This is a genomic window from Nocardioides marmoraquaticus (genome assembly GCF_054777915.1).
Genome location: NZ_BAAHAA010000008.1, coordinates 160,527 through 180,690, shown reverse-complemented (window position 1 = coordinate 180,690; position 20,164 = coordinate 160,527). Strand labels below are relative to the sequence as shown.

General features: G+C 74.5%; 18 protein-coding genes. 11 read left to right on the top strand and 7 right to left on the bottom strand.

The annotated features are described in order from the left end of the window. The 5 genes from ACYU8I_RS08720 to egtD form a co-directional block, all read left to right on the top strand. A partial coding sequence (locus tag ACYU8I_RS08720) for an aminotransferase class V-fold PLP-dependent enzyme (protein ID WP_460839613.1) occupies positions 1-938 on the top strand: 938 nt, incomplete at its 5' end. Positions 939-1,086: 148 nt separating this feature from the next. Next, positions 1,087-2,376, top strand: coding sequence for a glutamate-cysteine ligase family protein (locus ACYU8I_RS08715; protein ID WP_460839610.1), 1,290 nt, complete (start codon positions 1,087-1,089; stop codon positions 2,374-2,376). Beyond that, positions 2,369-3,682, top strand: coding sequence for an ergothioneine biosynthesis protein EgtB (gene egtB / locus ACYU8I_RS08710; RefSeq protein ID WP_460839609.1), 1,314 nt, complete (start codon positions 2,369-2,371; stop codon positions 3,680-3,682). The genes ACYU8I_RS08715 and egtB overlap by 8 nt, the downstream gene beginning before the upstream one ends. 3 nt (positions 3,683-3,685) lie before the next feature. Beyond that, on the top strand, positions 3,686-4,375 hold the full coding sequence (gene egtC / locus ACYU8I_RS08705) for an ergothioneine biosynthesis protein EgtC (protein ID WP_460839606.1): 690 nt from the start codon (positions 3,686-3,688) through the stop codon (positions 4,373-4,375). Positions 4,376-4,382: 7 nt separating this feature from the next. Next, positions 4,383-5,327, top strand: a complete 945-nt coding sequence (gene egtD / locus ACYU8I_RS08700) for an L-histidine N(alpha)-methyltransferase (protein WP_460839603.1) — start codon at positions 4,383-4,385, stop codon at positions 5,325-5,327. 4 nt (positions 5,328-5,331) lie between these two features. Here egtD and ACYU8I_RS08695 read toward each other — a convergent pair whose 3' ends face one another. From ACYU8I_RS08695 to ACYU8I_RS08685, 3 genes are all read right to left on the bottom strand, one after another. Continuing rightward, a complete protein-coding gene (locus ACYU8I_RS08695) occupies positions 5,332-6,162 on the bottom strand; it encodes an EamA family transporter (RefSeq protein ID WP_460839601.1) in 831 nt (276 codons plus the stop codon). Then, complete coding sequence (locus ACYU8I_RS08690) at positions 6,159-6,635, bottom strand: DUF456 domain-containing protein (RefSeq protein ID WP_460839598.1); 477 nt, start codon at positions 6,633-6,635, stop codon at positions 6,159-6,161. The genes ACYU8I_RS08695 and ACYU8I_RS08690 overlap by 4 nt, the downstream gene beginning before the upstream one ends. A gap of 93 nt (positions 6,636-6,728) precedes the next feature. Continuing rightward, positions 6,729-6,926: a DUF7455 domain-containing protein gene (locus ACYU8I_RS08685; RefSeq protein WP_460839596.1), complete on the bottom strand. Its 198-nt coding sequence runs from the start codon at positions 6,924-6,926 to the stop codon at positions 6,729-6,731. 286 nt (positions 6,927-7,212) lie between these two features. Between ACYU8I_RS08685 and ACYU8I_RS08680 the strand changes: the two genes are divergently transcribed. Together ACYU8I_RS08680 and ACYU8I_RS08675 are read left to right on the top strand one after the other, a co-directional pair. After that, entirely contained in the window at positions 7,213-9,273 is a 2,061-nt protein-coding gene (locus ACYU8I_RS08680; RefSeq protein WP_460839594.1) for a DNA gyrase/topoisomerase IV subunit B, read from the top strand. A gap of 50 nt (positions 9,274-9,323) precedes the next feature. Continuing rightward, on the top strand, positions 9,324-9,710 hold the full coding sequence (locus ACYU8I_RS08675) for a nuclear transport factor 2 family protein (protein ID WP_460839591.1): 387 nt from the start codon (positions 9,324-9,326) through the stop codon (positions 9,708-9,710). A 13-nt stretch (positions 9,711-9,723) separates the two neighbouring features. Here ACYU8I_RS08675 and ACYU8I_RS08670 read toward each other — a convergent pair whose 3' ends face one another. Then, entirely contained in the window at positions 9,724-10,221 is a 498-nt protein-coding gene (locus ACYU8I_RS08670) for a beta-class carbonic anhydrase (protein WP_460839589.1), read from the bottom strand. A gap of 84 nt (positions 10,222-10,305) precedes the next feature. On the opposite strand from ACYU8I_RS08670, the gene ACYU8I_RS08665 reads away from it, so the two are divergent. Beyond that, positions 10,306-10,671, top strand: a complete 366-nt coding sequence (locus tag ACYU8I_RS08665) for a hypothetical protein (RefSeq protein ID WP_460839587.1) — start codon at positions 10,306-10,308, stop codon at positions 10,669-10,671. On the opposite strand, the gene ACYU8I_RS08660 is transcribed toward ACYU8I_RS08665, so the two are convergent. From ACYU8I_RS08660 to ACYU8I_RS08650, 3 genes are read right to left on the bottom strand one after another with little or no spacing between them, the layout of a single operon-like run. Further along, complete coding sequence (locus ACYU8I_RS08660) at positions 10,596-12,392, bottom strand: MFS transporter (protein WP_460839585.1); 1,797 nt, start codon at positions 12,390-12,392, stop codon at positions 10,596-10,598. The genes ACYU8I_RS08665 and ACYU8I_RS08660 overlap by 76 nt on opposite strands. 10 nt (positions 12,393-12,402) lie before the next feature. Further along, positions 12,403-13,110, bottom strand: coding sequence for an LppX_LprAFG lipoprotein (locus tag ACYU8I_RS08655; RefSeq protein ID WP_460839582.1), 708 nt, complete (start codon positions 13,108-13,110; stop codon positions 12,403-12,405). Positions 13,111-13,114: 4 nt separating this feature from the next. Continuing rightward, complete coding sequence (locus ACYU8I_RS08650; RefSeq protein WP_460839579.1) at positions 13,115-15,586, bottom strand: DNA gyrase/topoisomerase IV subunit A; 2,472 nt, start codon at positions 15,584-15,586, stop codon at positions 13,115-13,117. Positions 15,587-15,677: 91 nt separating this feature from the next. Here ACYU8I_RS08650 and ACYU8I_RS08645 point away from each other — a divergent pair, with 91 nt between their 5' ends. The 3 genes from ACYU8I_RS08645 to ACYU8I_RS08635 are packed head-to-tail and all read left to right on the top strand — an operon-like array spanning position 15,678 to position 20,158. Beyond that, a complete protein-coding gene (locus ACYU8I_RS08645) occupies positions 15,678-18,368 on the top strand; it encodes a bifunctional acetate--CoA ligase family protein/GNAT family N-acetyltransferase (protein WP_460839576.1) in 2,691 nt (896 codons plus the stop codon). Positions 18,369-18,414: 46 nt separating this feature from the next. Beyond that, positions 18,415-19,029 carry a DUF5998 family protein gene (locus ACYU8I_RS08640; protein WP_460839574.1) on the top strand — a complete coding sequence of 205 codons (615 nt, stop codon included), beginning with the start codon at positions 18,415-18,417 and terminating at the stop codon, positions 19,027-19,029. Between the two features lies 1 nt (position 19,030). Further along, positions 19,031-20,158 (top strand): alkaline phosphatase family protein, encoded by a 1,128-nt coding sequence (locus ACYU8I_RS08635; RefSeq protein ID WP_460839572.1) that lies wholly within the window; start codon positions 19,031-19,033, stop codon positions 20,156-20,158. The last annotated feature ends 6 nt before the right edge of the window (positions 20,159-20,164 follow it).

Genomic DNA, 20,164 nt, shown 5'->3' with positions numbered 1-20,164 from the left:
GCGCTGCGGCCGGCCGCCTGCTCGGCAGCGACCCCGCGGGCGTGGCCTTCACCGAGAGCGCGACCGCGTCGCTGGTGGCGCTGCTGCGCGCGTGGCCGCTGCCGGCCCACGCCCGGGTCGGCGTGCCGCCGGCCTCGTGGGGCCCCAACCTCGCCCTGGTCGAGCACGAGGGCCACGACCTCGTGCTGCTGCCCGCCGACGCCGACGGCGTGGTCGACCTCGAGGCGCTGGGGCGGCTGCTGCGCGACGACCCGCCCGACCTGCTGCTGCTCGACCAGGTCGCCTCGCACCGTGGGCTGGTGCAGCCGGTCGGCGAGGTGGTCGCCCTGGCGCGCGAGCACGGGCTGCCGGTGTGGGTCGACGCGGCGCAGGCCCTCGGCCACGTCGACTGTGCCGTCGGCGCCGACGCCGTGGTGGCGACGAGCCGCAAGTGGCTGGCCGGGCCCCGCGGCGTCGGGCTGCTCGCCGTCGCTCCCGCCTGGCGCGAGCGCCTCCACGTCGCCCCGCACCCCGGGGAGCCCGACGCCGACGCCGTCGCGCGGCTGGAGTCGCGCGAGGCCTTCGTGGCCGGTCGGCTCGGTCTCGGGGTGGCCCTGGCCGAGCACGAGGCCGCGGGGCCCGCGACGGTCGCCACGCGCCTGACGGAGGTGGGCGCGCGGGTGCGCGCCCTGGTCGATGACCTGCCCGGCTGGCGGGTGGTCGGGCCCGGCTCCCCGGCCGGCTCGATCACCGGTCTCGCCCCGACCGCCGGCCAGGACGCCGCGGCGGTGCAGCGGCGGCTGCGGGAGGAGCACGGTGTCGCCACGGCGCTGTGCCTGCCCTGGAGGGCGCCCCACGACCCGCTGGTCACGCCGTCCATCCGGGTCAGCGGCGGGCGCGACACCACCGACGACGACCTCGAGCGCCTGGCCGGCGCCCTGCGCACGACCGACCCCTGAGGTTCACCCGCCGGCCCCTGTCGCAGGTTGGCCCGACGTGCGAGGGTGGGACCTGCCGAGGACGGTTCGAGACCGACGGACCGCCCCACGCCGACCCGCGGTCACCTGCTCGTCCGAGGTGACCGGTCCGGACCTGGAAGGGGCACCCGTGACCACGCACGACCTGACCGCCCTCCCCGCCGAGCTCCACCCCGACCTGTCGCAGCCGCTCACGGTCGACGCCGCGCTCGCGCACGTCGCCGGGCGTGCGTTCGCGCCGACGCCCGCCGGGCCGGGGCGCGTCGGCCTGGAGCTCGAGCTGCACCTCGTCGACCTGGCGCTGCCGGGGCGTCGCCCGACGTGGGAGGAGGTGCGCCGCGTCGTCGTCGAGGTCGGGCTGCTGCCCATGGCCAGCCGCCTGACCGTCGAGCCCGGCGGCCAGCTCGAGCTCTCGACCGACGTCCACCCCGACGTCGTGCACGCCGTCGCCGCCCTCGGGGTCGACCTCGGCGAGCTGCGCACCCGTGTCGCCGGCCACGGGCTCGGCCTCGCGGCGCTCGGCACCGACCCCGCACGTCCGCCCGGTCGCATCAACCCCGCCGCCCGCTACGCCGCCATGGAGCGCCACTTCGACGCCCTGGGCTGCGTCGGCGCGGGGCGCTCGATGATGACGGGCACCGCCGCGCTCCAGGTCAACCTCGACGCCGGCCCGCGGGAGCAGTGGGGCGAGCGGATGGCCCACCTGTGCCGGCTGGTCCCGGTGCTCGTCGCGATCTCCTCGACCTCGCCGTGGCTCGGCGGTGGCAGCACCGGGTGGCACTCGATGCGCCAGGGCGTGTGGCAGGGCATCGACCCCGGCCGCACCGCGTTGTGCCCCACCGGCCTCACCGCCGGCGACCCGGGCGAGGCGTGGGCGGCGTACGCCCTCGATGCGCCGGTCATGCTGCTGCCGCACGACGGCGAGGTGCACGCGGTCACCCGACGGGTCACGTTCCGCGAGTGGCTGGAGGGCAGCGGGGGCCTGCCCCGGGCCCCGCGGCTGGCCGACCTCGACGAGCACCTGACCACCCTGTTCCCGCCCGTGCGCCCGCGGGGCTACCTCGAGCTGCGGGCGATGGACGCCATGCCCGACCGCTGGTGGCCGGCCATGGCCGCGGTCGCCGTCGCGCTCGCCGAGGCACCCGCGGCGCTCGACGTCGTCGCCGAGGTCTGCGAGCCGCTCGCCGGCGCGGCCGGCTGGCAGCGCGCCGCGCAGCACGGCCTGGCCGACACCCACGTGCGACGGGCCGTGCTGGCCTGCCTCGAGGTGGCCCGTGCGCACGTGGCCCCCGAGCTCGCGCGCGAGGTCGACGCCCTGGCCGCGCTGCTCGAGAGCGGTCGCAGCCCCGCGGCCCAGGTGGCCCGTCACGTCGAGCACCTCGGCCCCGTCGGTGCGCTGCTGGAGGCGGCCCGTGACTGACTCCCCGAGCGACGCCGAGTCCGTCGCCCGCGGCCTCGACGACGCCCGGCGCCGCACCCACGCGCTGACCGACCTCGACGAGGCCGAGCTGGTCGCCCAGCACAGCCCCTTGATGAGCCCGCTGGTGTGGGACCTCGCCCACGTCGGGCAGCAGGAGGACCTCTGGCTCCTCCGCCAGGGCGACCCCGACAAGCAGGGGCTGCTCTCGGCCCGGGTCGAGCAGCTGTACGACGCCTTCACCCACCCCCGCGCCACCCGCGTCGACCTGCCGCTGCTCACCCCGCAGGAGGCGCGCACCTACATCGGCGACGTCCGCGGTCGCGTGCTCGACTCGCTCGGCACGGTCACGGTCGAGACGCCCTCCGACCTGTTCGACGCGGTGATGGTCGAGCAGCACGAGCAGCAGCACGTCGAGACCATGCTCGCCACCCACCAGCTGCGCGCCGGCGAGCCGCTGCTCGGCGCGGGCGCCGCGCTGCCCGCCGGGCGCGACGTGCCGCACGACGCGGTGCTGGTGCCGGCGGGGGAGTTCGTGCTCGGCGTCGACGCCGACGACGAGCCCTTCTCCCTCGACAACGAGCGCCCGGCCCACGTGATCGACCTGCCCGCGTTCCGCATCGGCCGGGTCCCCGTCACCAACGGCGAGTGGCAGGCCTTCGTCGACGACGGCGGCTACCACGACCCCTCGCACTGGACGCCGCGCGGCTGGGAGCACCGCCAGGAGGCGGGTCTCGAGGCGCCGCTGTTCTGGCGCGGTGACGGCTCGCGACGCCGCTTCGGCCACGACGAGGAGCTGCCGCCCGACGAGCCGGTGCAGCACGTGTCGTTCTTCGAGGCCGAGGCGTACGCCGCCTGGGCCGGCGCCCGGCTGCCCACCGAGGTCGAGTGGGAGAAGGCGTGCGTGTGGGACCCCGCCCTCGGTCGACGTCGGCGCTGGCCGTGGGGCGACTCCGAGTGGACCCCTGCGCTGGCCAACCTCGCCCAGCCGGGTCGCGAGTCGCTGCGACCCGCCCCGGTCGGCGCCTACCCGGCGGGCGCGTCGGCGTACGGCTGCGAGCAGATGATGGGCGAGGTCTGGGAGTGGACGTCGTCGGTCTTCGTGCCGTGGCCGGGCTTCTCGCCCATGCTCTACGCCTCCTACAGTGCGCCGTTCTTCGGCGGCGACTACCGCGTGCTGCGCGGCGGGTCGTGGGCCGTCGGCGGCCACGCCGTGCGGCCGTCGTTCCGCAACTGGGACCACCCGGTGCGGCGGCAGGTCTTCACCGGGCTGCGGCTGGCCTGGGACGTCGACGAGCAGGACGCCTGAGCCGTGTGCCGCCACCTCGCCTGGCTGGGTGAGCCACGCTCGCTCGCGTCGCTGGTGATCGAGCCCGAGCACGGCCTGCTGACCCAGAGCTACGCCCCGCGGCGGCAGCGCCACGGGCTGATGAACGCCGACGGCTGGGGCGTCGGGTTCCACGCCCCGGGTCGCGAGGAGCCGGTGCGCTGGCGCTCCTCGCGTCCCCTGTGGGGCGATCCGTCCTTCGCCTCCGTCGCCCCGGTCCTGGAGTCGGGCTCCGTCGTCGCGGCCGTGCGCTCGGCCACCGTCGGCATGCCCGGCGACGAGACGGCCGCCGCCCCCTTCGTCGGAGGCCGGTGGCTGGTGTCGCACAACGGGCGCGTCGAGCGCGACGTGCTGCCGACGTACCGCGAGGCCGAGTCGGTGTGCGACTCGGCCGTCCTCGCCGCGCACGTGCTGGCCCGCGGGCCCGAGCGCCTGGGGGAGACCGTCGTCGAGGTCGGGGCCCTCGACCCGGCTGCCCGGCTCGGCCTGCTGCTGGGCGACGGCGAGCGGGTGCTCGCCACCACCTGGGGCGACCCCTTGTCCTACCTGGAGCTCGACGACGGCCTCGTGGTCGCCTCCGAGCCCTGGGACGACGACCCCGCGTGGGTCGACGTGCCCGACCACCACCTGCTGGTGGCGACCCGCGAGGGCGTCACCGTGACCAGCCTGGAGTGAACGCGCGATGACCCCCGACGAGCTCGCGGCCCAGCTCGCCGCCGACGTGCGGGCCGGCCTGACGGCCGAGCCCAAGGTGCTGCTGCCCAAGTACTTCTACGACGCCCACGGCTCCGAGCTGTTCGACCGGATCACCCGGCTGCCGGAGTACTACCCGACGCGGGCCGAGCGGGCCGTGCTCGAGGCCGAGGCCGACGCGATCGCGCGCGCCACCGGCGCCCGCACCCTGGTCGAGCTGGGCAGCGGCACCTCGGAGAAGACCCGGCTGCTGCTCGACGCGCTCGTGCGCGCCGGCACCCTGGAGCGGTTCGTGCCGTTCGACGTCGACCCCGCCGTGCTGGGCGAGGCCAGCCGGGCCATCGCCGCCGAGCTGCCCGACGTCGTGGTCGAGCCCGTGGTCGGCGACTTCGAGAAGCACCTCGGCGAGCTGCCGCGACACCCGCGCCGGCTGCTGGCCTTCCTCGGCTCGACCATCGGCAACCTGCTGCCCGAGCAGCGCGCCGCGTTCCTCGCCGGCGTGCGCTCGACCCTCGAGGAGGGCGACGCCTTCCTGCTCGGCACCGACCTGGTCAAGGACCCCGCGCGACTGGTGGCGGCGTACGACGACGCGCAGGGGGTCACCGCGGCCTTCAACCGCAACGTCGTCACGGTCATCGACCGCGAGCTCGACGGCGACCTCGACGCCGACCGGTTCGAGCACGTCGCCCGCTGGGAGCCTGCGCACGAGTGGATCGAGATGCGGCTGCGGGCGACCGAGGCCTTCACCGCCAAGCTGCTCGCGATCGACCTGGCGGTGTCGTTCGCGGAGGGCGAGGAGGTGCGCACCGAGGTGTCGTCGAAGTTCCGCCGCGAGGGCGTCGAGGCCGAGCTGGCCGCCGCCGGGCTGCGACTGACCCACTGGTGGACCGACCCGGCTGGCGACTTCGCGGTGTCGCTGTCGGTGCCCGTGTGAGAGGTCAGCCGAGCACGACCAGCACCACGGCACCGCCGCAGGCGACCAGGCCGCCCACCTGGGCGGGGTGCAGCCGCTCGCCGAGCACCACGCGGGCGAGCAGCACGGTGACCGCGGGGTAGAGCGAGGCCAGCACCGCCGAGACGGCGAGCAGGCCCTGCTGGGTGGCGAGCAGGAACCCGACCACGGCCAGGATCGACAGCGACCCCGTGGCGCCGCCGCCGAGCAGGGGGGTGGGGCTGCGGGGCAGCCACGGCTGTCGCAGGCCGGCGGCGAGGGCCACCACCGCCACGACGCCGGTCAGCTGGGAGACGGCGACCGGCCACAGCCCGGCACCGTCGGGCACCTGGCCGAGCGCGGCGAACAGCAGCCCGAACCCGGCGCCCGCGAGCAGCCCGTCGACGAGCCCGGCGTCGAGGCGACCGGCGCCCGGCTCGCGGGCGACCAGCCAGATGCCGGGCAGGGCGACCGCGATGCCTAGCCACACCAGCAGCCCCGGCCGCTCGCCCAGCCCGACGCCCACCACGACCGGCAGCAGTGCGGCGCCCACGGCGCTGACCGGGCCGACCACGCCCATCCGGCCGCGGGAGAGCCCCCGGTAGAGGAAGGCGCCGCCGAGCCCGTTGCCGATGCCCGCCAGGGCTCCCCAGGCCAGGTCGGCACCGGTGGGCGTGCCGGGCAGGAGCAGCGCCGCGAGGGTGACCCACAGACCACCCACGGTGACCCCGACGACCGCGACCTGCCACGGCGAGGCGCGCCGCGAGGTCACGCCACCGACGAAGTCGGAGGTGCCGTACGCCGCGGCCGACGCGAGCGCCAGCAGGACCGCGATCACGTCAGCACCACCCCGGCCACCCAGGTGGAAGCGGCGAGCAGGCAGGCGGCCAGCTCGATCAGCACCGAGAGCCCGGCCGCCCGCAGGGCGTGCCTGGTCGAGGGCCAGGCGGCCTCGCGGCCCACCCGCAGCAGCTCGGCGGCGTACACCCCGAGCACGAAGCCGAGGAACAGCCCGATCACCGGCACCACGAAGAAGCCGACGAGGCCCAGGAGCGCCCCGACGAGCAACGTGCGGCCGGGCACCCCGGCCTCGCGCAGCCGTCGCCCCGGCACGAGGTACATCAGCACCTGGCCCGTCACGAGCAGCACGGCGGCGACCGAGAAGACGATCCAGGCGGTGCTCGTGCCGACGTACGCCGCCCACACCAGCACCGCGATGCCGACGGTCAGCGACCCGGGCAGCACCGGCAGCACGGTGCCGACCACGCCGAGCACGACGGCCACGGCGACGAGGACCTCGACCCAGCTCACGCACCCAGCCTGTCAGCCACCGGCTGCGGAGACGCGACAGCCCCGGACAACGCTGTCCGGGGCTGAGGCTGGTCGGGCGGGGGCGCCGCTACGTCAGGCGAGCTTCTCGGTCTCGTCGTGGACGTGCTCGGCGACCTCGCGGAGCTTCTCCGAGTGCTCGCGGGCGTGGTGCGCGCAGAACATCAGCTCGCCACCACCCTTGAGGTGCACGCGGAGGTAGGCCTGGGCGCCGCAGCGGTCACAGCGATCGATCGCGGTGAGCTCGTTGCTGGGGGCAGTCGTGGTGGTCACGTCGTCGCCTCGCTCTCGTGGTCGTGCTGGGTCCAACAGTCAACCACGCGAGTTCGTTCCCGTCCGAGGCCGTCTTGCGGACCGTGCCTCAGGTGGTGCTCGTCACGTCGTCGGTGCCGGGGATGGGGGTTCTGTCGAGTCTGCCCGGTCGTCCGTGATGAGGGAGCGAAACAGACATTTTCGGATGGTGCTGGCGTACCTCGGTGGTACCCCACCCAGTGCAGCACACGCCCCCAACCGCGAGTCGGGCCGCCGCGCCGTCGGACCCCCTCGGTAGGTTCAGCAGGTGGCCGACAACACCTACAACGCCCACCACCTCCTGGTCCTGGAGGGGCTGGAGGCGGTGCGCAAGCGCCCGGGCATGTACATCGGGTCCACCGACACCCGCGGCCTCATGCACTGCCTGTGGGAGATCATCGACAACGCCGTCGACGAGGCGCTCGGCGGCTTCTGCCGCCGCGTCGACGTCGTCCTGCACGCCGACGGCTCCGCCGAGGTCGCCGACGACGGTCGCGGCATCCCCGTCGACAAGGAGCCCAAGACCGGCCTGTCGGGCGTCGAGGTCGTCTTCACCAAGCTGCACGCCGGCGGCAAGTTCGGCGGGGGCTCGTACGCCGCCACCGGCGGCCTGCATGGCGTGGGTGCCTCGGTCGTCAACGCGCTCTCGACCCGGCTCGACGTCGCCGTCGACCGCTCGCCGGCCACCCAGGGCATGTCCTTCCGCCGGGGCGTCCCCGGCGTCTTCGAGGGCGAGGGGCCTGACGGTGGCTTCGAGCCCGCCTCCGGGCTGCACAAGGGCAAGCGGGTGGCCAAGGGCCGCACCGGCACCCGGATCCGGTTCTGGCCCGACCGCCAGATCTTCACCAAGGACGCCCACTTCACCTGGGACGAGCTGGTCACCCGCGCCCGCCAGACCTCCTTCATCGTGCCGGGCCTCGAGCTGGCGCTGACCGACCTGCGCGGCGACGAGCCGGTCTCGGAATCGTTCCGCCACGACGGCGGCATCGCCGAGTTCGCAGAGTTCCTGGCCCACGACGAGCCGGTCACCGACATCCTGCGGCTGCAGGGCGCCGACAGCTTCACCGAGACGGTGCCGCTGCTCGACGACAAGGGGCACATGACCCCGCAGGACGTCGAGCGCGAGCTCACCGTCGACGTGGCCGCCCGCTGGGGCACCGGCTACGAGACCGAGCTGCGCTCCTTCGTCAACGTCATCGCCACCCCCAAGGGCGGCACCCACGTGGCGGGCTTCGAGGCGGCCCTGACCAAGACCTTCAACGACGCCATGCGCGCGGCGAAGGTGCTCAAGGTCAACGACGCCGACGTCGTCAAGGACGACGTGCTCGAGGGCCTGACCGCCGTCGTCACCGTGCGGCTCGCCGAGCCGCAGTTCGAGGGCCAGACCAAGGAGGTCCTCGGCACCCCGGCGGCCCGCAGCGTCGTGCGCAAGGTGGTCGCGGCGCAGCTCAAGGAGTTCCTCACCTCGGCCAAGCGCAGCGAGAAGGCGCAGGCCAAGCTCGTCATGGAGAAGGTCGCGGGCGCGGCCAAGACGCGGCTCGCCGCGCGGCAGCAGCGCGACAACCAGCGCCGCAAGAACGCCCTCGAGTCCTCCGCGCTGCCCGCCAAGCTCAACGACTGCCGCACGCAGCAGGTCGAGCAGTCCGAGCTCTTCATCGTCGAGGGCGACTCGGCGATGGGCACCGCCAAGGCGGCCCGCAACTCCGAGTTCCAGGCGCTGCTGCCCATCCGCGGCAAGATCCTCAACGTGCAGAAGGCCTCCGTGGCCGACATGCTCAAGAACGCCGAGTGCGCCTCGATCATCCAGGTCATCGGCGCCGGCTCCGGCCGCACCTTCGACCTCGACGCCGCTCGCTACGGCCGGATCATCTTCATGGCCGACGCCGACTCCGACGGCGCGCACATCCGCTGCCTGCTCGCCACACTGTTCTTCAAGTACATGCCCGAGCTCGTCCACGCCGGCCGGGTCTTCACCGCCGTGCCGCCGCTGCACCGCATCGAGCTGTCCAACCCCAAGCGGGGCATGGACAAGTACGTCTACACCTACTCCGACCCCGAGCTGCAGCGGAAGCTGGCCGAGCTGACCAAGAAGGGCGTGCGCTGGAAGGACCCCGTCCAGCGCTACAAGGGGCTCGGTGAGATGGACGCCGACCAGCTGGCCGAGACCACGATGGACCCCCGGCGCCGTACGCTCCGACGCCTCACCGTCGACGACGCCGAGGCCGGCGCCCGCGTCTTCGAGCTGCTGATGGGCTCCGAGGTCGCCCCCCGCAAGGACTTCATCGTCCAGGGCGCCTACGAGGTCGACGCCGACGCCATCGACGCCTGAGGCCACCGCCCGGCTGGTGGGCCCTCTCGGGTGAGGTGCACCCTGGGGTGATGGGTCACGACGAGGTCATGCGGTGGGTGCGCGACTACGAGCGGCTGTGGCGCAGCCCGGGCACGGAGGGCCTGTCCGAGGTGTTCACCCCGGAGGCCGAGTACGTCGCGTCGCCGTGGGCCGAGCCCGTCACCGGTCTCGCGGCGCTCGCCGACTTCTGGGAGGCCGAGCGGGAGGGGCCGGACGAGGAGTTCCGCCTCCGTGCCGAGGTCGTCGCCGTCGACGGGGCGACAGGGATCGTCCGGGTCGAGGTGGACTACCCCGACGACCGCTGGCGCGACCTGTGGGTGCTGCGGTTCGCCGACGACGGCCGGTGCCGCCACTTCGAGGAGTGGCCCTTCGCCCCGGCCACCCCCGACGGGCATCCGAGCACGCGGGTGCCCTGAGCGCGACCAGGCGTCAGACGAGCCGCTCGAGCAGGCCGGTGTCGACGTCGTAGAGGAAGCCGCCGACCGGCACGGTGTCGGGGATCAGCGGGTGCGAGCGCACGGAGCGCACGTCGTGCTCGAGCGCGGCGCGCTGGTCGGCGACGACGCCGAAGGTCTGCCAGGTGGCATCGACGCCGGCGGACTCCGAGACACGGTCGCGCAGCTGCTCCTGGGTCGCCGAGGCCATCGCGCAGCGGGTGTGGGGGGCGATGAGGATCCGCTCGACCTGCAGCAGGTGCACCCCGAGCACGAGCGCCTCGAGCGCCTGCGGGGTCACGCGACCACCGGGGTTGCGGAAGATCTTGGCGTCGCCCGGCTTCAGCCCGAGCATGCCGAGGGGGTCGATGCGGGAGTCCATGCACGTCACCAGCGCCACGCCGGCGCGGGCGACGCCGTCGAAGCCGCCGAGGTCGAAGCTGTCGGCGAAGCGCTGGTTGGCTTCCAGGAGGTCGTCGAAGTCGCTGCTCACGTCTCGACAAGGTAGTGCACCGCGGCGCCCAGGGGTACGTGACGCCGGGCTCACGGGAGGAGCAGCGATGTCGACCCCGCGCTGGTGCGGCTGCTGGTCGCGGCGGGGGCCGGGACCCCGACCCCGTCCGCGCTGACGCCGGCCCCCGACGAGCGGCTGGTGCCGGGCCGCGGCCCCGCGGAGACCACCGAGCTCGACCGCGCCGTGCGGGCGACGGTCTCCGGGCGGTTGCGGCGCTGCGAGGTCTCGCTCGAGGGTGTCGGCGGCACCGACTGGCCCGTCTACGTCGTCGACGGCGACGGTCGTGCGCCGCAGCAGGTCGCCGAGGCGGTGGGGGAGGCCGCGGGTCGGCCCGTGGTCGTGCTGGTCGACGCTCAGCCGGCGTGGGTGGCCGAGCTCGTCGGCCCGGCGGTCGAGCTGGCGGTCGAGCTGGCCGTCGAGGTGCCCTGACGCAGCAGCACGAGCGAGAGGACGGCGGCCAGCAGGGCCAGCACGGCGGCCCCGGCGAAGATCGTGGTCAGCTGCACCAGGCCGGCCTGCTCGACGAGCGCGGTGTACTCCGCGCACCGCGTGCTGGTGCCGCCGCAGACCTCGGCGGGCGACGGCACGTCACCCTGCTCGGCGTAGTAACGCCGCAGCCCGATGGTGGTCAGCGCCGAGATGCCGACGAGCATGCCGACCATGCGGGCGACCACCAGCAGCGCGCTCGCGACGCCGTGAACGGCGGGAGCGGTGGCGGCCAGCAGGGCGGCGTTGACCGGCGCTATGGCCAGGCCGAAGCCGAGGCCGGTGGCGGCGAGCACCACGACCGACCAGGTCGACTCGAGGGACTCGGGCCCCCACCTCGACATCGCCACGAAGCCGACGGCCGAGACCAGCATCCCGGCGGCAGCGACCGGCCCGGACGGGAGGCGTCGTACGAGGTAGCCGCCGGCCAGCGCCCCGACCGGCAGCGCGACCAGGAGCTCGACCAGCACCAGGGCTGCCTGCAGCTGCGAGCCCGACGCCACGGTCAGGCGGGCGAAGATCGGGATGTCGACCAGGGCGGCGATGAGGGCCGAGCCGACCACGAAGCTGACCACCAGCGCGCCCCAGGCCGAGCGCGACGCGAAGGCCTGGCGCGGCACGAGCGGGTCGCGGGCGCGGCGCTGGTGCAGCACGAGGAGCACGACCGCGACCGCGGCGACGGCGAGGTACCACGGGCCCGCGGGGGAGAAGACCTGCACCTCGGGGTCGGCCGTGGCGAAGGCGAGGATCACGCCGCCGAGCGCGACGGCGAGCAGCCCCGCCCCGACCAGGTCGGCCTGCCGGGCCACGGCGACCCACCCGCGCAGGTCGATCAGCGGCCGGGGCGCCAGCGCGCACCAGGCGAGCAGCACGACCCCGACCCCCACCGTCACCAGGCCGATCGGCGACGCCCACACCGACCCGCCGTCGGAGAACGGCACGAACGGCCCGCCCCACTTCACCGAGGTCACCAGCCCGGTGGGCTGGCGCATCACGAGCAGCACACCGACGACCAGCGCGGCGAGCAGGGCGAGCCCGACGAGGTCGGGCACGCGGCGTCTGCGGGTGGTCTCGACGGGCTCGGCCGACGAGCGCGGCGCCTCTTCCCTGGCCAGCGCCCGGACCGCCGCCGCCAGCACCAGCCCGACCGCCAGGTTGAGCCAGAAGATGTCGCGCCAGTCGCCCACGGCCAGCACCAGCGCGCCGAGCAGCGGGCCGAGCACGCTGCCGAGCTCCTGCACCGCCCCGACCACGCCCAGCGGCACGCCGCGACGCTCGGGCGGGTAGAGGTCGGCGACCAGGGCGAGCGTCACCGGCACCAGACCGCCGCCGCCGACGCCCTGCACGAAGCGGCCGACCACCAGCGAGGGCAGGTCGTACGCCGCTGCGGTCACCAGGGAGCCGACGCAGAACAGCACCAGCGCCGCGACGAGCACCGGGGTGCGGCCGCGGAGGTCGGCGATGCGGCCGATGAGCGGCAGCATCGCGACGTAGCCGAGCAGGAAGCCGCTGACGATGGGCGCGGCCCGCTGCAGCTCCTCGGCGGAGAGGCCGGCCGAGGACATCATGTCGGGCAGGGCGAGCACCACGACGTAGGTGTCGGCGGCGGCGAACGCCACCGCGCCCGCGGCCAGCCCGAGGAGCAGTCGCGGCGAGCCGGTCATGCGGCCGGGCTCACGTCGCCGGGGCCTCGACGGTGGCGCCGGCGTCGTAGTCGCTGAAGCCGACGTCGTAGGTGACGTCGCCGCCGTCGCCGAAGAACGGGCCGGTGATGCTCACCGACACCGCCCGGCCCTCGTCGTCGACGCCCACGGTGGTCGGGTAGGGGACCGTGTCGTCGGCGCTGGGGATGATGCGCTGCACCGACGTGCCGGGCAGCTCGCCGCTGTAGGTGGTCAGGATGGTGTCGCCGTCGCGGGTCTGCTCGCCCTCCTCCGCCCCCTCGAGCTCGGTCAGCAGCGCCGACAGGCCCTGCTCGGGGTCGGCGAACTCGGCCGGGTCGGGGGCGCCGTACTCGGTGGGGTCGATGGTGCGCCAGCCCGGGCCGAGCAGCGGGATCTGGGCGTAGACGTCGCCGTCGACGGACACGACCGGCACCGTGGCGGCCAGGTTGTTGAGCAGCACCCGGACCTGGCCCTCGAACGCGGGCTGGGGGGTGAGCACGCCCTCGGCGCCGAGGACGCCGTTGCCGCTGCTGGGCTGGGCGTCGGTCGACAGCTCCAGCCGGACGCTGCTGGCGTCGTCGAAGGCCTGCTTGGCCTCGGCGAGCACCTCGGCCGGGGTGGGCTCGTCGGCCGTGGGCTCGTCGTCGCCACCGCACCCGGCGAGGGCGGTGACGGCGAGGAGGGAAGCAGCCAGGACCGGGGCGACGCGCGTCGTCATGGCCTCAGCCTGCCACGGGGGGCAGCAGCGACGCGGCGGGCGCGGCGACGGCCACGACGGGCTGGCTGGCCGGCACGCCGGAGCCGTCGCGCCGGCCGACGGGCTCGGGCAGGTCGACCGGTGCGCCGCTGTCGGCGGCGGCAGCGGCCGGAGCCGGGCCCGCCCACGCCAGCACGAGGGTGTCCTCGCCGCGCAGGAACCGGTGGCACCGCACGCCGCCCGTGGCGCGCCCCTTGCCGGGGTACTCGGCGAACGGCGTGACCTTGACCGACCCGGCCTCGGTGCCCGGGAGGGCCGACGACGCACCCGCGATCGTCACGACCACGGCCGACTCGGCGTCGGGGCCGGGCTCGAACGCCGTGAACGACACCACGTGGGCGCCCGCACCCAGCTTGACGCCGGCCATGCCGCCGCCGGCGCGACCCTGGGGCCGCACGGAGGCGGCACCGAAGTGCAGCAGCTGGGCGTCGCTGGTGACGAAGACGAGCTCCTCCTCACCGGTGCGCAGCTCGACCGCGCCGACGACCTCGTCGCCGTCGCGCAAGCCGATGACCTCCCACTCCTCGCGTCCGAGCACCTCGGGGTTGACCCGCTTGACGACGCCCTGCCGCGTGCCGAGCGCGAGGCCGGGGGAGTCGGGGTCGAGGCTGCACAGCGCCAGCGGGCGCTCGCCGTCGAGGGTGACGAACTCGCCGACCGGGGCCCCGCCCTGCAGGTGCGGGTGGGAGGCCGTGCTCGGCAGCGTGGGCAGGTCGAGCACGCCGACCTTGACCAGGCGTCCGGCCGAGGTGACGAGCCCGACCTCGCCCCGCACCGTCGCCGGTACGGCGCTGACCACCACGTCGTGGCGGGCCCGGCCGTGGCGGGGTCCGGGCGCCTCGCGGTCGGTGGTGCGGGCGAGCAGCCCGGAGGACGACAGCAGGACCCAGCACGGGTCGTCGGTGACCTCCAGCGGCGTGGCCGTCGCCCTGGTGGTCTGGCCCGACGACTCGAGCAGCACGGTGCGGCGCGGGGAGCCGTAGGTCGTGGCGACCTCGGCGAGCTCGTCGGAGACCACCGCACGCAGGCGGTCGTCGTCGCCGAGGATCTCGTCGAGCTCGGCGATGGTGGCCCGCAGCTCCTCGGCCTGCTTGTCGAGCTCGAGCCGGGAGAACTTCGTCAGCCGGCGCAGCGCCATGTCGAGGATGTAGTTGGCCTGCAGCTCGGAGAGGTCGAAGACCTCCATCAGGCGGGTGCGTGCCTGGGTGGTGTCGTCGCTGCTGCGGATGAGCTGGATGACCTCGTCGATGTCGAGGATCGCGATGAGCAGGCCCTCGACGAGGTGCAGCTGGTCGGCAGCCTTGCCGCGGCGGAACGTCGAGCGCCGGCGCACCACGTCGACGCGGTGGTCGAGGTAGACCTGCAGCAGCTCCTTCAGCCCGAGCGTGCGCGGCTGGCCGTCGACGAGCGCGACGGCGTTGATGCCGAAGGACTCCTCCAGCGGGGTGCTGCGGTAGAGCTGCTCGAGGATGGCCTCGGGGACGAAGCCGTTCTTGACCTCGATCACGAGCCGCAGGCCGTGGGTGCGGTCGCTGAGGTCCTTGACGTCGGCGATGCCCTGCAGCTTCTTGGTCTGCACGAGCTGCTTGATCTTCTCGATCACCCGCTCGGTGCCGACCGCGAAGGGCAGCTCGGTGACCACGATGCCCTTGCGGCGCGCGGTCACCGACTCGATGCGGGCGGTGGCGCGCATCCGGAAGCTGCCGCGGCCGGACTCGTAGGCGTCGCGGACGCCGTCGAGGCCGATGATCTTGCCGCCGCTCGGCAGGTCGGGCCCGGGCACGAACCGCATCAGGGTGTCGAGGTCGGCGCCGGGGTGTGTGACGAGGTGGCGCAGCGCCTGCACGACCTCGACGAGGTTGTGGGGCGCCATGTTGGTGGCCATGCCGACGGCGATGCCGGACGCGCCGTTGACCACGAGGTGCGGGATCGCGGCGGGCAGCACCGACGGCTCCTGCTCGCGGCCGTCGTAGTTGGCGCGGAAGTCGACGGTGTCCTCGTCGAGCGAGGCGGTCATCGCCACCGCCGCGGGCGCCATGCGGACCTCGGTGTAGCGCATCGCGGCCGGGGGGTCGTCGAGCGAGCCCATGTTGCCGTGGGGGTCGATGGTGGGCAGACGCATCGCCCAGGGCTGGGCCATGCGGACCAGGGCGTCGTAGATGGCGCCGTCGCCGTGGGGGTGGAAGCGGCCCATCACCTCGCCGACGACGCGGGCGCTCTTGACGTGGCCGCGGTCGGGCCGCACGCCCATGTCGTGCATGCCGAACAGGATGCGGCGCTGCACCGGCTTGAGGCCGTCGCGGGCGTCGGGCAGGGCCCGGGAGTAGATGACCGAGTAGGCGTACTCGAGGAAGCTGGTCCGCATCTCCTCGCCGACGTCGATGTCGACGATGTGCTCCTCGAAGTCCTCGGGTGGGGGTGTGGTGCCGCGGGCCATGCGGGCGATTGTCGCTGGTGCCGGTGACAACGCCGGTCGGGGCTCGCCGGAGGGCCTGTGCCGGTGCCGGGGAGCCGGTAGGTTCGAGGCCGTGAGCAGCGAGCGGGACTACCCCGAGCACTGGCAGGCCGACGTCCTGCTGCGCGACGGCCGCACCGCGCACCTGCGCCCGATCCTGCCCGGCGACGCCGACGGGCTCCGGGAGTTCTACGCGCAGGTCTCTCCCGAGGCCAAGTACCTGCGGTTCTTCGCGCCGATGCCCGAGCTCTCCGACCGCGACGTCAAGCGCTTCACGCAGGTCGACCACCACGACCGGGTCGCGTTCGTGATGACGCTGGCCGACCGGATCATCGCGGTCGGCCGCTACGACGTGATCGAGCCCGGGGACGCCGAGGTCGCCTTCCTCGTGCAGGACGACCACCAGGGCCGCGGCATCGCCCAGCTGCTCCTCGAGCACCTCGCCCAGGCGGGCCGCGAGCGTGGGGTGAAGCGCTTCGTGGCCGAGGTGCTGCCCGAGAACCGCCGCATGATCAGCGTCTTCAAGGAGCAGGGCTACCAGGTCAAGGGCGGCTGGGACGACGGGGTGATGCACCTCGAGTTCGACATCGACCCCACCGAGACCTCGATCGGCGTGATCGCCGCCCGCGAGCACCGCGCCGAGGCGGCCTCGATCGCGGCCTTCCTCAACGCCCGCTCGGTCGCGGTGATCGGCGCCTCGCGCCGGCGCGACACCGTCGGGGCGGTGCTGGTGCGCCACCTCGTGCTCGGCGACTACGCCGGCAAGGTGTACGTCGTCAACCCGGCGGCCGACAGCGTGGCCGGGATGCCGGCGTACCCCACGGTCCAGGACGTGCCCGGCGACGTCGACGTCGCGGTCGTGGCCGTGCCGGCCGAGTCGGTCAACGACGTCGTGCTCGACTGCGCCGCCAAGGGCGTCCACGGCCTGGTGGTCGTCTCGAGCGGCTTCGCCGAGGTCGGCGACGAGGGACGCCGCCGGCAGCGCCAGCTGCTGGGCCTGGCGCGCTCCTACGGCCTGCGGCTGATCGGTCCGAACTGCCTCGGCGTCATCAACACCGCCTCGTCGGTCAGCCTCAACGCCTCCCTGGCCCCGCTGATGCCGCCGCGGGGCCGCGCCGGCTTCTTCTGCCAGTCCGGCGCGCTCGGCACGGCCATCCTCGAGAAGGTGCGGGGCCGCGGGCTGGGCCTGTCGACCTTCGTCAGCGCGGGCAACCGCGCCGACGTCTCCGGCAACGACCTGCTGCAGTACTGGGAGGAGGACGACGCCACCGAGGTCGTCCTGCTCTACCTCGAGAGCATCGGCAACCCGCGCAAGTTCTCGCGCATCGCGCGCCGGGTTTCGCGCTCCAAGCCGATCATCGCGGTGCGCTCGGGCCGCACCACCCAGGGCGTGCCGATGGGCCACGCGGTGCGCCAGATCGCGGCCCCGCCCGAGGCGGTCGACGCGATGTTCAAGCAGGCCGGGATCATCCAGGTCGACACCCTCGACGAGATGTTCGACGTCGCCCAGCTGCTGGCCCACCAGCCGCTGCCGGCCGGCTCGCGCGTCGCCATCGTCGGCAACTCCGACGCCCTGGGCCTGCTCGCCGTCGACGCCGCCGTCGCCAGCGGGCTCACCGTCACCTCCGCGACCGCGCTCGGTGCCAACGCCAGCGCCGAGGACTTCGAGGACGCGCTCGACGCCGCCATCGACGACGACCACGTCGACGCCGTCGTCGCGGTCTACATCCCCGCCCTCGACCAGGGCGGCGCCGAGGTCGCCAACGTGCTGGCCGCGGTGGGCGAGCAGTCCGACAAGCCGCTGGTCTCCTCGTTCCTGGGCCGCGAGGGCGTCCCCGAGCTGCTGCGCGTGCCCGACGTCGCCGGCGACACCGCCGGCCGCGGCAGCGTGCCGTCGTACCAGGCCGTCGAGGCCGCGGTGCGCGCGCTCGCCCGGGTCACCGAGTACGCCGCCTGGCTCGAGCGCCGCGACGTGCCCACCGACGTGCCCGACGGGATCGACGGCGAGGCCGCGACCCGGCAGGTCAACGAGCTGCTGATGCACCACCCCGAGGGCCACGACCTCACCGACGAGGAGGTCGGCACGCTGCTCCGCCACTACGGCGTGGGGCTGTGGGAGCGGGTGTGGGTCAGCAGCGCCGAGGAGGCGGTCGCCGCGGGCGAGCGGCTGGGCTGGGACGTCGTGCTCAAGGCCACCGCCGAGCGGCTGCGCCAGCGTCCCGACCTCGGGCACGTGTGGCGCAACATCGACGACGCCTACGAGATGGAGCAGGCGTGGGAGTCGCTGTCGTCCGACCTCGGCGACCCCGGCGCCGCCGAGTTCGTGGTGCAGCGGACCGCCAGCTCCGGCGTCCCCGTCGCGGTGGCCGGGCTGGAGGACCCGCTGTTCGGGCCGGCGGTCAGCTTCGGCATCTCCGGGGCGCTGACCGACCTCGTCGGCGACCGGGTCTACCGGATCCCGCCGCTGTCGGCGCTCGACGCCGCCGAGACGGTGCGCGGCATCAAGGCCGCGCCGCTGCTGTTCGGCTACCGCGGCAGCGAGCCCGTCGACGTCGAGGCCGTCGAGGACCTCGTGCGCCGGGTCGCCCAGCTCAAGAACGACCTCCCGCAGGTGAGCCGGCTCGACCTCGACCTGGTCCACGCCACCGCCGACGGCGTCAGCGTGCTGCACGCGGTGGCACGCGTCGACAACGTCGCCGACCCCCGCTCCGACTCCTTCGTGCGGCGTCTCTCGAGCCCGGTCGAGGACACCCTCCCGGGTTGAGCCCTCGATCCGTGGGGTGTCCGCCCGTCGTGGTGGAATGACGCCCATGCGTCGCGCCAGCCACCCCCACGACGCCGGACACCCTCCGGCGCGCGGCCTCGACGACCTGGTCGTGGCCATCGACAAGACCGGCTACTACCCGCAGGTCGTCGCCGCGGGCGTGCGCGCCGCGGTGGCCGGCGAGGACGTCGAGGCGTACCTGGTGCACCACGAGCCGACCATCGAGCGCGACGAGGTGCGCCGCCACATCACCGTCGCGGTGCTCACCTCGTCGCGGCTGATCCTGTGCCACACCGACGAGCACGCCCCCGACGACCTGCTCCCAGAGCCCTACACCTCGACCTCGACCGAGGCGATCAGCCTCAGCACCGTGCGCTCGGTCGTGGTCAACCGCATGGTCGCCAACCCCGCCAACCACCGCGGCAAGGCCCAGCCGCTGCCCAGCGAGGCCGTGCTGACCGTCGGCTGGGGCGGCGTCAGCCGGCTCGACCTCGAGCCCGCCGGGTGCGCCGACCCCGAGTGCGAGGCCGACCACGGCTACACCGGCGTGCTCGCCTCCGACGACTTCTCGCTGCGCGTCAGCTCCGCGGCCGACGGCCAGGACGCCGTCGACGCCCTGCTCGGCTTCGCCGAGGCGCTCTCCGGGCGCACCCAGGCCTGAGGTGGTCGACCCCGCACTCGTGCTCCCGGCCTACGGTCGCCGCTCCCTCGGCGACCTGCTGCCCGCCGTCGCCACCGCCATCGGCGTGCCGGGGGTGCTGCCCGAGGTCGACCTCGGGTTGCCCGCGGCCCCGGCGTACGTCGTCGTGCTGGTCGACGGCATGGGCCACCTGCAGCTCGCCGCCCACCGCAACCAGGCGACGTACCTCCACGGCCTGCTGGGCGCCGAGCCGTTGACCGCCGGGGTCCCGTCGACCACGGCCACGTCGCTGACCTCGCTCGGCACGGCACTGCCCCCGGGGACCCACGGCGTCGGCGGCTTCACGACCCGGGTGCCGGGCACCTCGACGCTCCTCAACGCACTGCAGTGGGACCAGCCCGTCGAGCCCGAGCAGTGGCAGCCGCACCCGACCGCCTTCGAGCGGCTCGCCGCCGCCGGGGTCGCGACGACCGTGGTGAGCAAGGCGAAGTTCGCGGGGTCCGGGCTCACCCGCTGCGCGCACCGGGGGGCGGCGTACGTCGCCGCCGACGACGTCGCCGAGCGGGTCACCGGCGCCCTCGCCGGGTCGCAGCGGCGTCCGTCGGTCACCTACGTCTACGACGGCGACCTCGACTGGCACGGCCACCGGGCCGGCGTCGACTCCGAGCGCTGGCGGCTGCAGCTGCGCGACATCGACGAGGACGTCGAGGAGCTGCGCGACGCCGTGCCCGACGACGTGCGCGTCGTCGTGGTGGCCGACCACGGCATGGTCGACACCACCCCCGAGACGTCGTTCGACGTCGACGCCCCCCAGCACGCCGGCCTACGCGACGGCGTGGCCCTGCTCGGGGGGGAGGCCCGCTTCCGCCAGCTGTGGTGCCGGCCGGGGGCCGTCGACGACGTGGTCGCGACCTGGCGCGACGTCCTGGGCGACCGCGCGACGGTGCTGGCCCGAGACGACGCCGAGGCGCGCGGCTGGTTCGGGCCGTTGCAGCCCGCCGTCCGCCCGCGGCTCGGCGAGGTCGTGGTCGCCGCCCACGGCACCTGGGCGCTGTTCAGCAGCGCCGACTTCCCCTACGAGACCAGGCTCATCGGGATGCACGGCTCGCTGACGCCCGCGGAGATGGAGATCCCGCTCCTCGTCTGCTGACGGCGA